Source organism: Chitinophagales bacterium (assembly GCA_020635995.1).
In the GTDB taxonomy this organism is placed as follows: domain Bacteria; phylum Bacteroidota; class Bacteroidia; order Chitinophagales; family UBA8649; genus JAFMKE01.
Genome location: JACJYS010000004.1, coordinates 1 through 16,437, shown reverse-complemented (window position 1 = coordinate 16,437; position 16,437 = coordinate 1). Strand labels below are relative to the sequence as shown.

Annotated in this window: 3 protein-coding genes; all 3 read left to right on the top strand. The window is 35.9% G+C overall.

Annotated features, from left to right (window positions below; all coding sequences use genetic code 11):
* The first annotated feature begins 33 nt into the window (after positions 1–33).
* Entirely contained in the window at positions 34–13,410 is a 13,377-nt protein-coding gene (locus tag H6578_07290) for a gliding motility-associated C-terminal domain-containing protein (protein ID MCB9226950.1), read from the top strand.
* 1 nt (position 13,411) lies between these two features.
* A complete protein-coding gene (locus tag H6578_07285; GenBank protein ID MCB9226949.1) occupies positions 13,412–14,443 on the top strand; it encodes a PorP/SprF family type IX secretion system membrane protein in 1,032 nt (343 codons plus the stop codon).
* 69 nt (positions 14,444–14,512) lie between these two features.
* Positions 14,513–16,018, top strand: a complete 1,506-nt coding sequence (locus H6578_07280; protein MCB9226948.1) for a gliding motility-associated C-terminal domain-containing protein — start codon at positions 14,513–14,515, stop codon at positions 16,016–16,018.
* Positions 16,019–16,437 lie beyond the last annotated feature (419 nt).

The window sequence follows — 16,437 nt, the reverse complement described above, 5'->3', positions numbered from 1 at the left end:
TTTTTAAAGTATTTATTACTTAAATGACAGCCTATGAAATTAAAATTTACTTTATTATATATATTATTAACACTTTCTCTACATCAAATCTATGCTCAATGTGGTTGTACAAATTGTCCGGTTGATTTACCCGATGATTTGAATACTACATTTACGGCAAGTATTAATGTTCAAAACACATCTAATAATACCTTGGGTGTAAATAATGAACTGCAACAAGTTTGTTTGAATATAACCCATGACTGGATAGGTGATTTAGACATTACCTTAATAGCTCCGGACGGTACGGAAGTGGTACTTTTTGCAGATGGAAACAGTGATAGCTCTATGGGCGGAAATGAAGGTAGCCCCTTTGGTAATTCATCTGACGATATGGTTGTATGTTTTACCATTCCTTCTATGTCTGCACCCAACGTTTTTGGAACTACAGGAACAGGAAGTTGTAACAGCCCAAACTATAGCGACCCTTGTAATGGAACAACTCCGTGCTATACAGGAAACTGGGGCACATGGGACGAAGGTTGCGATGGCGGAAATGGATTAGATGAGTTTAACAACGGAACAGGAACAGTTAGTGGCGTTTGGACAATAGAAATAAATGACAATGCCGGTGCTAATCAAGGTACTTTAAATGATGTAACCTTAGTATTTGCCACAGAGCCGGATAACTGCGAATCTACATGTCCTGCTGATGCCGGAACTACAACAAACAACATGGGTACAAACAATGTATTTTTATGTTACGATGCCACTTTAAATGTTACGTCAGATAATAATTATACATTACCAAACCCTGCCAGTAGCGACCCTGTTGGTTTAGCCTATGCTGTGTATAACTGTGCACCTACCACTTCAGAGCCGGCTACAGATCCTTGTTTTACAGGGTGGTATATTATTAATGAAGATTTTAATGAAACAAATACCGCTGGCAATACCTACTATGACTATATTGTGGCTAACCCTTCTCCGGACGAAAATGCAAATGGTAGCCCTACGGGAAATGATTTATATTTTGTACCCATTACATTTGATGATTATTGCGATGATATTCTTCAATTTTGTGATAATAATATAGGTTATGATATAGATAATGACGGCTGTTTTGATATGGGAACACCTATACATGTTACTTACGTTCCTCAAATGACTTATACCATTACACAAACTTGTGACCCTGCAACTGGAAATGGTACTGTAACATTTACTATAACCGGAGGATATCCTTCTACAGGAGGAGGCAACTTTACCATTACAGATAGTGGCGATGGTACTTTAAGTACTACATCTGTACCAAATGGTGGATCTGTAACTATAAATGGTTTATCAAACAATGATGTATATAATATAAGTATTAGCGATGCTCATTGTAGTTATGGTAATGTAAGTAATACATATAATTGTGGCGATGACCCATGCTTGGTAGATGCGGTTTTAACGGCAACGCCTCCGGCAAATAGTTTTCCTAATAGTCAATACCCTCCCGGAACTACCGTTGAGTTTTGTTTAGATATTAACCAATATAACCAAACCAATGTAAACTTTTTACATGGTATTATTCCAAGTTTTGGCCCAGGGTGGGATGCTACGTCTATTACACCAACCGATGACCCTGATGTGGCAGCTAACAATGAAGCAGGCTCTACATGGGATTGGTTTCCGGGAAATACAGTAGATTATAATACAACAAGTACATTAATCCCCGATGCAGGTTGGTGGTTTTTAAGTACCAACTCTCCGGGTGGACTACCTACCGATCCAGATAATAGCTGGGGAGACGGATGTACTGCCATTGTTTATCCAACTACTTCAGCAATTTGTAATTCCACCATTTACGGAGAATACTTACCAGGCTTAGGTTGTCACGGAGATCCATTTTGGGGTTATTCACTTTGGGTAGGTCCCGGCACGAATGCCGATATTCAAGATGCTTCAATGACACAAACTTATTGTGAATCATTAAACGCAACTTGGTACGACCCTCCGGGTGGAGGTCCTAGTGGAACACCTTATTGTATATTTCCTACAGGAACTTGCTATGGCAATGCCGCAGACGGAATGGGTTTAACTTGGAGTGCTTGCTTTGAAATTACTACTGTTAATAGTGCCACTTGTATTCCTAATCAAGATGCAAGTATGGAAGTAAAAACCTATGCTGATGGAGAAACAGGTATTTGGACAGATATAGGATGTACACCTGACCAAGCAGTAGAATTAAACGCTACACTTTGCTGTTTACCACCACCTACAGCTTCCCCACAATCTTTTTGCGAAGGAACTACAATAAACATTACGGCAACAGGAACAGGCAATGGTGTGTTAAATTGGTTTAATGTTGCCACAGGAGGACTAAGTATAGGAACAGGAAGTCCTTTTAATCCCGGAACTTTAGTACCGGGTACTTATACTTACTATGTAGAAGAAAATGACGGTGGATGTAAAAGCACAGCTAGAACAGCCGTAAGTGTAACTATAAACCCACTACCAATTATTGTAGTAGATTTAGGTGATCAAGAAATTTGTCCCGGAGATACTCCTGTAAATCTTCAAACTACCATCAGCAATGAAACAAGTATCTTATGGGATGATCCTGCCGCAAGTACTACTGAAGATATTACCGTATCGCCAACTGTTACAACAGTTTATGTTGTTACCGCCACAAATGCTTGTGGAAATAGATTGGCAAACATGGCTGTTACTGTGTTATCCCCTATAACAGCAACTCCCGTAGATACTACAGGCTGTGATTCTGTTAATATTAATGGGACTTGGTACACGGCTAATCAAACAGTGAATGATACAATATTTAATGGAGCTTCTAATGGTTGCGATACCATTACACCTTTCAATATTATTGTTTATCAATCAGACTCCACACATGCAGACTCTATAACTTGCGACCCTACTTTAGTAGGAAATTATAATAACAACGGTACAAACGCTAATGGCTGTGATTCTATTCATACTATAAGTGTAACTTTTAGTACGGATACTATTTTATGGGAAGCTATTATCTGTGAAGGAGATACCGTAACGCCTCCGGGTACAAGTTTTGAATATTATGAAGATGGTGTTTTTTGGGATACCGTTTATACCTCCGGAACATGCGTAGATTATATTCTTCGTGCAGAAATATTTGTTAATACACCTCCTCCAAATCCGTTTAACTGGCCAGAAGATTCTACTATTTGCTTAGGAGAAACTATAGAATTAGGACCTTATTCCTTCTTCCCTCCCTATGAAAATTTAACTTGGGATGATGGCTCACATGTAAATACAAGGGTAATAACTTCAAGTGGAACATATTGGGCAGTTTTTGAACACCCTGTTGTAGCATGTCCCGATCTTACCGACACTATAGATGTTACAGTATTAAACCCTATTACCGCTACGGCTGTAGATACTTCGGGTTGCGATTCCGTTAATATTGCAGGTACTTGGTACACCACTAATCAAACGGTAAATGACACAATTATTGGCGGTGCTGCTAATGGTTGTGATTCTATTACGCCTTTTAATGTGATTATTCTTTCCCCTATTACGGCTACGGCTGTAGATACCGCAGGTTGCGATTCTGTTAATATTTCAGGAACTTGGTACACTACTAATCAAACGGTAAATGACACGATTATTGGCGGTGCTTCTAATGGTTGTGATTCTATTACGCCTTTTAATATTACTATCTTATCCCCTATTACGGCTACGGCTGTGGATACGGCTGGTTGTGATTCCGTTAATATTTCCGGTACTTGGTACTCTACTAATCAAACGGTAAATGACACGATTATTGGTGGGGCTTCTAATGGTTGTGATTCTATTACACCTTTTAATATTACTATCTTATCGCCTATTACGGCTGCTACTGTAGATACTTCGGGTTGTGATTCCGTTAATATTTCGGGAACTTGGTACACCACTAATCAAACGGTAAATGACACGATTATTGGCGGTGCTTCTAATGGCTGTGATTCTATTACACCTTTTAATGTGATTATCTTATCGCCTATTACCGCTGCTGCTGTAGATACTGCCGGTTGCGATTCCGTTAATATTTCGGGAACTTGGTATTCTGCTAATCAAACCGTGAATGATACAATTATTGGCGGTGCTTCTAATGGTTGTGATTCTATTACGCCTTTTAATGTGATTATCTTATCGCCTATTACCGCTACGGCTGTAGATACCTCAGGTTGCGATTCTGTTAATATTTCAGGAACTTGGTACACTACTAATCAAACCGTAAATGACACAATTATTGGCGGTGCTGCTAATGGTTGTGATTCTATTACGCCTTTTAATGTGATTATCTTATCGCCTATTACAGCTACGGCTGTGGATACTGCCGGTTGTGATTCCGTTAATATTGCAGGTACTTGGTATTCCGCTAATCAAACCGTAAATGACACAATTATTGGCGGTGCTGCTAACGGTTGTGATTCTATTACGCCTTTTAATGTGATTATCTTATCGCCTATTACAGCTACGGCTGTGGATACTGCCGGTTGTGATTCCGTTAATATTGCAGGTACTTGGTATTCCGCTAATCAAACCGTAAATGACACAATTATTGGCGGTGCTGCTAACGGTTGTGATTCTATTACGCCTTTTAATGTGATTATCTTATCGCCTATTACAGCTACGGCTGTGGATACTGCCGGTTGTGATTCCGTTAATATTGCAGGTACTTGGTATTCCGCTAATCAAACCGTAAATGACACAATTATTGGCGGTGCTTCTAATGGTTGTGATTCTATTACGCCTTATAATATTATTATCTTATCGCCTATTACGGCTGCTACTGTAGATACTTCGGGTTGCGATTCTGTTAATATTTCAGGAACTTGGTATTCCGCTAATCAAACCGTAAATGACACAATTATTGGCGGTGCTTCTAATGGTTGTGATTCTATTACGCCTTTTAATGTGATTATCTTATCGCCTATTACAGCTACTACTGTGGATACGGCAGGTTGCGATTCCGTTAATATTGCAGGTACTTGGTATTCCGCTAATCAAACCGTGAATGACACGATTATTGGCGGTGCTTCTAATGGTTGTGATTCTATTACGCCTTATAATATTACTATTTTATCGCCTATTACGGCTGCTACTGTAGATACTTCGGGTTGTGATTCCGTTAATATTTCGGGAACTTGGTACACCACTAATCAAACGGTAAATGACACGATTATTGGCGGTGCTTCTAATGGCTGTGATTCTATTACACCTTTTAATGTGATTATCTTATCGCCTATTACCGCTGCTGCTGTAGATACTGCCGGTTGCGATTCCGTTAATATTTCGGGAACTTGGTATTCTGCTAATCAAACCGTGAATGATACAATTATTGGCGGTGCTTCTAATGGTTGTGATTCTATTACGCCTTTTAATGTGATTATCTTATCGCCTATTACCGCTACGGCTGTAGATACCTCAGGTTGTGATTCCGTTAATATTGCAGGTACTTGGTATTCCGCTAATCAAACCGTAAATGACACAATTATTGGCGGTGCTTCTAATGGTTGTGATTCTATTACGCCTTATAATATTATTATCTTATCGCCTATTACGGCTGCTACTGTAGATACTTCGGGTTGCGATTCTGTTAATATTTCAGGAACTTGGTATTCCGCTAATCAAACCGTAAATGACACAATTATTGGCGGTGCTTCTAATGGTTGTGATTCTATTACGCCTTTTAATGTGATTATCTTATCGCCTATTACAGCTACTACTGTGGATACGGCAGGTTGCGATTCCGTTAATATTGCAGGTACTTGGTATTCCGCTAATCAAACCGTGAATGACACGATTATTGGCGGTGCTTCTAATGGTTGTGATTCTATTACGCCTTATAATATTACTATTTTATCGCCTATTACGGCTGCTACTGTAGATACTTCGGGTTGTGATTCCGTTAATATTTCGGGAACTTGGTACACCACTAATCAAACGGTAAATGACACGATTATTGGCGGTGCTTCTAATGGCTGTGATTCTATTACACCTTTTAATGTGATTATCTTATCGCCTATTACCGCTGCTGCTGTAGATACTGCCGGTTGCGATTCCGTTAATATTTCGGGAACTTGGTATTCTGCTAATCAAACCGTGAATGATACAATTATTGGCGGTGCTTCTAATGGTTGTGATTCTATTACGCCTTTTAATGTGATTATCTTATCGCCTATTACCGCTACGGCTGTAGATACCTCAGGTTGCGATTCTGTTAATATTTCAGGAACTTGGTACACTACTAATCAAACCGTAAATGACACAATTATTGGCGGTGCTGCTAATGGTTGTGATTCTATTACGCCTTTTAATGTGATTATTCTTTCCCCTATTACGGCTACGGCTGTGGATACGGCAGGCTGTGATTCCGTTAATATTTCGGGAACTTGGTATTCCGCTAATCAAACCGTAAATGACACAATTATTGGCGGTGCTGCTAACGGTTGTGATTCTATTACGCCTTTTAATGTGATTATCTTATCGCCTATTACAGCTACGGCTGTGGATACTGCCGGTTGTGATTCCGTTAATATTGCAGGTACTTGGTATTCCGCTAATCAAACCGTAAATGACACAATTATTGGCGGTGCTGCTAACGGTTGTGATTCTATTACGCCTTTTAATGTGATTATCTTATCGCCTATTACAGCTACGGCTGTGGATACTGCCGGTTGTGATTCCGTTAATATTGCAGGTACTTGGTATTCCGCTAATCAAACCGTAAATGACACAATTATTGGCGGTGCTGCTAACGGTTGTGATTCTATTACGCCTTTTAATGTGATTATCTTATCGCCTATTACGGCTGCTGCTGTAGATACTTCGGGTTGTGATTCTGTTAATATTTCGGGAACTTGGTACACTACTAATCAGACCGTGAATGATACGATTATTGGCGGTGCTTCTAATGGTTGTGATTCTATTACACCTTTTAATATTACTATTCTTTTTGGAGATTCTACGTTTGCTAACGCTACTTCTTGCTTGCCTGCCGATACGGGTTATGCTACTTCGTTGTTTACCAATGTAAACGGATGTGATTCTACGCATACAGTTTATACCGCTTTAGCACCTTATTCGTCTTCAACAGTTAATACAACTGATTGTGATTCTACTTTTGTATTAAGTAATTGGTATTATGCTGATACTTCTTTTGTAGATACAATAATTGGTGGCTCTGCTAATGGTTGCGATTCTTTGGTTACTTACAACCTTGTTATCAACTATTCGGATTCTACGTTTGAAACTGTTACTTCCTGCAATTATTTGGATACAGGAGTAGTTAATACCATTACAAGTAATCAATTTGGTTGTGATTCCGTACATACAGTTACCACTACTTTATTACTCACAGATTCCACTTATGAATATTTAGATGCTTGTGATTCTTCTCAGATAAATGGTACATGGTATTATAATACCCAAATGGTAATTGATACATTTTTGGGAATGAACTCAAATGGGTGCGATTCTATTCATTATACAGATTTGGTTATTCATTCTAATGATACCATTATTCATGCTACTCAAACAGGCTGTGATTCAATTTTATTCAATAGTACATGGTATTATAATTCTCAAGTTGTTTATAATGTGAATGTGGGAGGAAGTGATTTTGGTTGTGATGTAATTTTAATTGATACCTTAATAATTAATTTTTCGGATTCTACGTTTGCTAATACTACTTCGTGCAATCCTGCTGATACAGGTTTTGCAACTACACCTTACCAAAATGTAAACGGTTGTGATTCTATGCATACGGTTTATACTTCTTTAGCTCCTTATTCATCTTCAACCGTAAATACAACTGATTGTGATTCTACTTTTGTGCTAAGTAATTGGTATTATGCTGATACGTCTTTTGTAGATACAATAATTGGTGGCTCTGCTAATGGTTGCGATTCTTTAGTAAACTATAATCTTGTTATCAACTATTCAGACTCTACGTTTGCAACTGCCACTTCGTGTAATCCGGCTGACGTAGGTGTAGTTTATACTACTACAAACAATCAATACGGTTGTGATTCTACGCATGCTGTTACTACAACTTTATTGCCTACACCTATAACAACCATTGATACAAGTGCTTGTGATTCTATTTTGATTAATGGTAATTGGTTTACAAGTAGTCAGGTTTATAACGATACCTTATTTGGACAAGCTGCTAATGGTTGTGATTCTATTGCCCAATACAACATTACTATAAACAGCTCTACAATAAGCCCTCCAAGCTCATCAGATTTCAATACTGGTTCTGACGGAATGGGCGGTACACTTCCAGGTGGCTCACAAGATTTATTATGGACAGTTTCAACAACTACACTAAATGGTGTTTATAATCCTGCGGTAGTGATGACAACTACACCTGCTGTTTATTATTCAAGTCCTTGGCCGGATGCCACTTGGATTTCACACAATAATGACGGTTCGCATTCTGTAAATCAATCATTCTTCTACCAAGCCGACTTTGAACTGCCTTGTGAAGATTGTTTATTAAATAATTTCTGTTTAAATCTTGACGTTTTCTCAGATAATACCATTACAGAAATTTATGTAAATGGTGTACCTCAATCTCCTTATGGAACATTTACACCAAATACAGGTGGGTTTAGTAGTTCATCTATTTTATCTCTTTCTTTCTGCAATGATTGGCAAGCAGGAAACAACAATATCATATTTGAAATATACTCAACTCCGGGTTATGCCGGCTTCTTAGCTCAATCGTCTACCAATCCACCGCCACCACCTAATCAAGATACTATCTATCAAACTATTTGTGCTAATGATTCTGTTTATTTTAATGATGAATATGTAAACACAGCAGGTTATTATAACGATACTGTACAGAATAGCATGGGTTGCGATTCTATTGTTATTTTAGATTTAACAGTAAATAATTTAGATTCAGTATATATTGCTACTACTTCGTGTAATCCAAACGATACAGGGGTCGTTTCAACTACTTACGCTAATCAATATGGTTGCGATTCTATTTATGTTGTTCAAACATCGTTGATTCCAACTTCGTATCATACAGAAAATGTAACGGCTTGTGATTCTGTAAGTTTATTAAGCAATTGGTATTATGCCGATACTATAGTTATTGATACAATGTCGGGAGCTGCCACTAACGGTTGCGATAGTATTGTTACTTATGATGTAACTATTAATTACACTACTTATACTTATGACACCATTAACGCCTGTGATTCCTTATTCTTTAACGGAACATGGTATTATCAAGAAGATACGGTTGTAGATACCTATCCTACAGCAATATGTGATTCTGTGCATACAACTATTATAGATATAAGTAATTCTCCATTATCATTTAGTGAAATGAATTTAGACGGAAATGCCTACCAAATGAATGGCAACACGTTCTCCTTAACTGAAAATCAAAATTGGGATTATGGTTCTATTTGGTTTACCAATGCTATTGATTTAACACAATCTTTTGATTTAAGTTTTGAACTATTCTTTGGGTGTAATGACAGTGGTGCAGATGGTATGGTTTTCGTTCTTCAACAAAATAATACCAATATTGGAAGTAGTGGATTTGGCATGGGATACGATGGAATTGTTCCTTCTATTGGTGTTGAATTTGACACATACACAAATACGAATGACCCAAGCGATGACCACATAGCTATTTTACAAAATGGAGATGTAAATCACGGAACAACTAATACTATATCTGGTCCTGTACAAGCTTCTTCTTCTTCAACGAATATTGAAGATTGTGTATTCCATAACGTTGAAATAATTTGGAATGCAAGTACAATGGTGTTTGAAGTTTATTTTGACGGTAATTTAAGAACTTCTTACACAGGAGATATTGTCAATACCGTTTTTAGTGGCAATCCTACAGTTTATTGGGGCATTACTGCAGCAACAGGAAATGAAAGTAATGAACATCAAGTTCGTGTGAAAAAATTAGATTACATTGCTTTAGAAGATGACACTATTTGCATTGGAGATACCATTTCAATAACTGCTCCTTTATCCGGAGTTACTTATAATTGGTCGCCTACAAATTCTTTGGATAATCCTAATGCTCAAAGTCCTAACTTCTTCCCTACTACTACTACGCAATATACTTTAGAGTTAATAAGTAGTGCCGGTTGTTCAAGTTTTGACACTATGACTATTTATGTTAATCCTTTAGATACAACTTATGAAAATGCTACTTCATGCAATCCGAGTGATACAGGCGTAGTTTCAACTACTTACACTAATCAAAATGGTTGCGATTCTACCCACATTGTTCATACTACATTAATTCCAACTTCATATCATACTGAAAATGTAACGGCTTGCGATTCTATAAGTTTATTAAGCAATTGGTATTATGCTGATACTACAGTTATTGATACAATGCCGGGAGCGGCTAATAACGGTTGCGATAGTATTGTTACTTATGATGTAACTATTAATTACACTACTTATACTTATGACACCATTAACGCCTGTGATTCCTTATACTTTAACGGGACATGGTATTATCAAGAAGATACAGTTGTAGATACCTATCCTACAGCAATATGTGATTCTGTGCATACAACAATAATAGACATAACAAATTCTCCATTATCATTTAGTGAAATGAATTTAGACGGTAATGCCTATCAAATGGATGGAAATACGTTTTCATTAACTGAAAATCAATTTTCAGATTACGGTTCTATTTGGTTTACTAATGCTATTGACTTAACACAAGAATTTGATTTAAGTTTTGAATTGTTCTTTGGGTGTGATGATGCCGGAGCGGACGGCTTAGTATTTGTACTGCAACAAAATAATACTAATATAGGTGTAAGTGGCGGAGGTATGGGATATGGAGGCATTGTACCTTCTTTGGGCGTTGAATTTGATACTTATGAAAATACCGCTTCTTCCGATTTAGCAGATGACCATATTGCCATACAACAAAACGGAAATTTAAATCACGCTACAGCTGATAACTTATCTGGACCAGTAACGGCAACAGCAACATCTGCTAATATTGAAGATTGTGCTTATCATGATGTAGAAATAACTTGGAATCCTACTACTATGGTTTTTGAAGTTTATTTTGATGGTGATTTAAGAATATCTTATACCGGAGATATTGTAAATAATATCTTTGGTGGTAATCCAACAGTTTATTGGGGCGTTACCGCTGCTACAGGTGGAGCCTATAATGAACACCGCGTAAGAGTGAAAAAATTAGATTACATTGCTTTAGAAGATGACACTATTTGCTATGGCGATACCATTTCAATAACTGCTCCTTTATCCGGAGTTACTTATAATTGGTCGCCAGCAAATTCTTTGGATAATCCTAATGCTCAAAGTCCTAACTTCTTCCCTACTGCTACTACACAATATACTTTAGAGTTAATAAGTAGTGCCGGTTGTTCAAGTTTTGACACCATGACTATTTATGTTAATCCAGTTGATTCTACATTTGAAACTATTACATCTTGTAACCCGAGTGATACTGGATATGTAACAACTCCATACTTAAATCAATATGGCTGCGATTCATTACATACCGTTTACACTCAACTTATACCTACGGCATTTAATACTATTGATACCACCACTTGTGATTCTATACAACTTGTATCAAATTGGTATTTCGCTAATACTTCTTTCAATGATACTTTAATTGGACAAGCAGCTAACGGTTGTGATAGTATAATTACGTACAATGTAACTATTAATTATTCTACCGAAACTTTTGATACTGTTATAGCTTGCGATTCCGCTATGGTTAACGGCAACTGGTATTTCAATACGCAATCTTTAACGTTTAGTGATACTACGGTTAATGGCTGTGATTCTACGCATTATGTTGATGTAACTATTAATTATTCTACGGAAACTTACGATACTATTGTAGCTTGTGATTCTGCTAATGTTAATGGAACTTGGTATTTTACTTCTCAACCTGTTACTATTAACGATACCACTATTCACGGTTGTGATTCTACACATTATGTTGATGTAACTATTAATTATTCTACTGAAACTTTTGATACTATTGTAGCTTGCGATTCCGCTATGGTTAATGGAAATTGGTATTTTACTTCTCAACCTGTTACTATAAACGATACCACTATTCACGGTTGCGATTCTACTCATTATGTTGATGTAACTATTAATTATTCTACGGAAACTTTTGATACTGTTGTAGCTTGTGATTCTGCTAATGTTAATGGTAACTGGTATTTCAATACACAATCTTTAACGTTTAGCGATACCACTATTCACGGTTGCGATTCTACGCATTATGTAGATGTAACTATCAATAATTCTACCGCTACAAGCGAAAATATTACTGAATGTGATTCTGCTAATATTAATGGAACTTGGTACTTTAGTTCTCAAGCTATCACTATAAATGATACAACTATTTACGGTTGTGATTCTACGCATACTGTTAACTTAACTATAAACAATAGTTCTACATTTACAGATGAAATTACTGCCTGTGATTCTTATACATGGATTGACGGAAATACTTATACTTCAAGTAATAATACTGCCACTCATATTGTACCAAACAGTATAGGTTGCGATTCTATAATAACGCTTGATTTAACCATAAATAATAGTACAAGTTCAATAGATACAATAACAGCCTGTGATTCTTATACTTGGATAAATGGTAATACATACACTTCAAGTAATAATACTGCCACTCATACTATATTGGGTACTAATGGTTGTGATTCTACTATTACTTTAAATTTAACAATTAACTATAGTGTTTCTACTACAGATACAATTTATACTTGTTTTGCATCAAATGTTGGAGAAAATGTTAGTTCTACAATTTTAAGTAATGGTTGTGATTCTACACACACACAAACGGTATTACTTTACGATATTAACTTTGGCGTAATTCCTGATGAAGTTTCTGTTAATTCAGGTACTGATGTGCCATATTATATAGACAATGATAATGGTCATTTAAGTTTTGGATGGATAGCCAGCGATGGTACAGCTTGCGAAAGTGATTGTGCAGAATTTGAAGTATCTCCTACAGAAATTAGAACGTACTATTACTTTACTATTACAGATGACACTACCGGTTGTATTGTATCTGATACCATGATAGTAAATCTAATCTATAATTCAGCATTTAACGTACCTAATATCTTTACTCCTAATGGTGATGGGGAAAATGATATTTACAGATGTTATGGCGAAGATATTGTAGAATATCAATTAGAGATATTTGACCGTTGGGGAGGTAGAATGTTTATAACCAATATCTTAACCGAAGGTTGGGATGGCGTATTTAACGGATTGCCTGTTGAGTCAGGAATATATATGGCCGTTATTAGAGCCGCAGGTGCTGACGGACAGAAATATGAAATTGTTCAAAAAATTAAATTGGTGAGATAATATGAAAAAGTTAATTGCATACTTAGTTTTTGGTTTTATTTTAGTGAGTAATGTTAATGCTCAAGATTTTCATTTCTCGCAGTATTGGGGTTCGCCAGTTAATCTCAATCCTGCTTTAAGTGGTTTATTTGACGACAATGTAAGGTTTGCCGCCAATTATAGAAACCAATGGTTTCAGCAAGCCACCTTTACCACTTATGCCGTTTCTGTTGATGCCAATTTATGGCGAAACAAATTGAACGGAAATTTTATTGGTACAGGTCTTGGTTTTTATTATGATACGGAAAGTACCGGAGAATTTAAAAATATGGGAATAAGTTTACCTATCTCCTACACCCAAAAACTGGGAAATAATAGAAAAAAACACTTTTTAAGTCTCGGTATTTTAGGTAGTTATTATTCTAAACAAATTAATCTGCAAAATTTGATTTTTGGAAACCTGTTTGAAATTAATAGCAATACTGACCCCATAGATTTTGGTGCTTATAATAGTAAAATAATATTTGATGTAGGAGCAGGATTAAATTATTTTGCCAATTTTGACAATAAACATGCCTTAAATGTTGGTTTTGCAGCTACTCATTTAGCTCAACCTAATGTTAGTTTTAATGGCAATGGAGACGATAGATTATTTAGAAAATTTACAGCTCACGCCAGTGGTAAATTGCAGCTTAAAGGAGATATTGTTTCTATAATGCCCACATTACTATTCCAAAAACAAGGGCCTCATACTGAATTAGTTTTTGGTTCTTACGTACAGTTTTTGTTAAATACAAGAAGCTATACCGCTTTTTATGTAGGTGGGCAATATAGATTATCGGCTTACGAACAAAAATCTTTTGGAAGTGATGCATTTATTTTAGGTGCTCGGTTTGAATACGAAGCATTAGACGTAGGTTTTGCTTATGATATAACTGTTTCTGACCTTAGAAATGCAGCCACTTTTATGGGAGGACCCGAGTTGTATGTTATTTACACTATTCGCACACAAAAAAGTAGATATAGAGAATTTGTTAATTGTCCTAAATTTTAAAAGACAATTAAACTTATAAAAAATAGACATTTAGATATTTTATAACTTTGTGGTTCGTTATATTATCTAATGAAATTATTCTATTTCCTTATTTTAAGTTCATTTTTATGTGTTAAAGTAGCTTTTGCACAATGCTTTAGCATAGAAACTATTTTAGCCGATGCTTGTGGCGACCCCGAAGGTGCTAATGAAATGGTTACGCTTAAAACTTATACAGATATTAGTATCAACCAGTTGGATTTTGACTGGCCCAACAACTCATTTTTATCTTGGTGTGCCGATGCTAATTTAACTGCTCAGTTAAATAATACCATTCAAAACAGTTGTGGCTTTTTATTAGAACCACCGGCAGGAATAATACCCGCTAATGAAAAAGTAATCATAGTCAGTTCTACAGATATGCTAATTACAGCAAATTCTTTTGAAGGATTAGACGACACTATTTATATAATGTATCAATGTGCAGGAAATACATCCGGACACTTTAGCAATTTGGCAAACACACCACGAAGTTTAACCGTTAGTTATAGCGGAAACTGCTCTCAATCTCAAACCGTTACTTATCTTCCTACAAATTTAATAGGTGGCGATGGTGGTGCTGTAGATTTTGACACCTTGGGAACTCCTACTTACTATAATACTGGTTGCAATGCTCCTGTTAATACACTAAAACCCTATTGGTCTCTCCCCTCTGAACTTTGCAACGACTATGGCATCTTAAATTTAAACGGTTTTTTAAGCAATGTAGCTACTCAAAATGGAACGTGGAGTGGAGATGTAGAAAATGGCAATCAATTTAACACTATTGGTAAATTAGGAACATATAGTATTACCTACACCGTATCAAAACCGAACTCATGTTTAGCAGATAAAGACTCAACAATAACTTTTTCAGTTACTAATCCAAAATACGGTAGAGATACCATTATAAGGTGTGATTCTATTTTACAATTTGGAAATTGGATAACAAAAGATACGATAATTGAAATAACTGTAGAAAATCAAAGTGAATATGCTTGTGATTCAACAGTAGCAAGATTATACAAAATACAACGATCAAATTTTACTGTAACACCCAACAATGTAACCATAAATTCTGGCGAAATATTCCCTTTTAGCATTATTGGAAACAACAATTACTCCTACACTATTTGGAATAATATAAATAATGACACATGTTATAATCCTTGTTCTAATAATGAGTTAACAGCATCTGACCCTACAAGTTTTTATATTGAAATAACAGACGAAAACTCCGGTTGCACAACTATTGATACCATTAATGTTTTAGTTAATTACTTTTCTACTTTAAATATTCCGAACGCTTTTACGCCAAACAATGATGGACAAAACGACCTTTTTAAAATTTATGGCAAAGATTTAAGAACTGTAAATTTTGAAATATTCAGTCGCTGGGGCGAATTATTATTTAAAGGAACAAATACCAACGAAAGCTGGAATGGAACTTTTAAAAACAAAGAAATAGAAAGTGGAATTTACCTACTAAAACTGCGAGCCAGCGGAAAAGACGGACAAAAATTTGATGTAGTACAAAAAATTAAATTGATAAGGTAGTTTTCCTTCTAAATATTCAATTATTCCTGACTATCCGTTATTATATCAATGATTTATATTTTAAGATAGCATCTTGGAACGTTTAAGTAATACCAATTGTCAATACAAAATAGTCTAAACTATTTTGTATTTTACAATGGTAAATGCCGATATAGCAATATATTTAGTACAATAAGGCGTAGCCGATATTGGACTATTATATATTCATAATCGGTATAATTTGAATTACAGTTTGTATTCTTTTACTTTTGTCTTGATACAAAAGTAACAAAAGATCAAGACTGTAATCAAAAACACTAAAATGTTATAAAACAGACGAGGACAAATTAATGTATGCTCAATTTTAGTTTTCCTAAAGTATTTTCACTTTTAGGAGCATACTAATTTGTCTGTTTACTGTTTTATAATTTCATTCATTT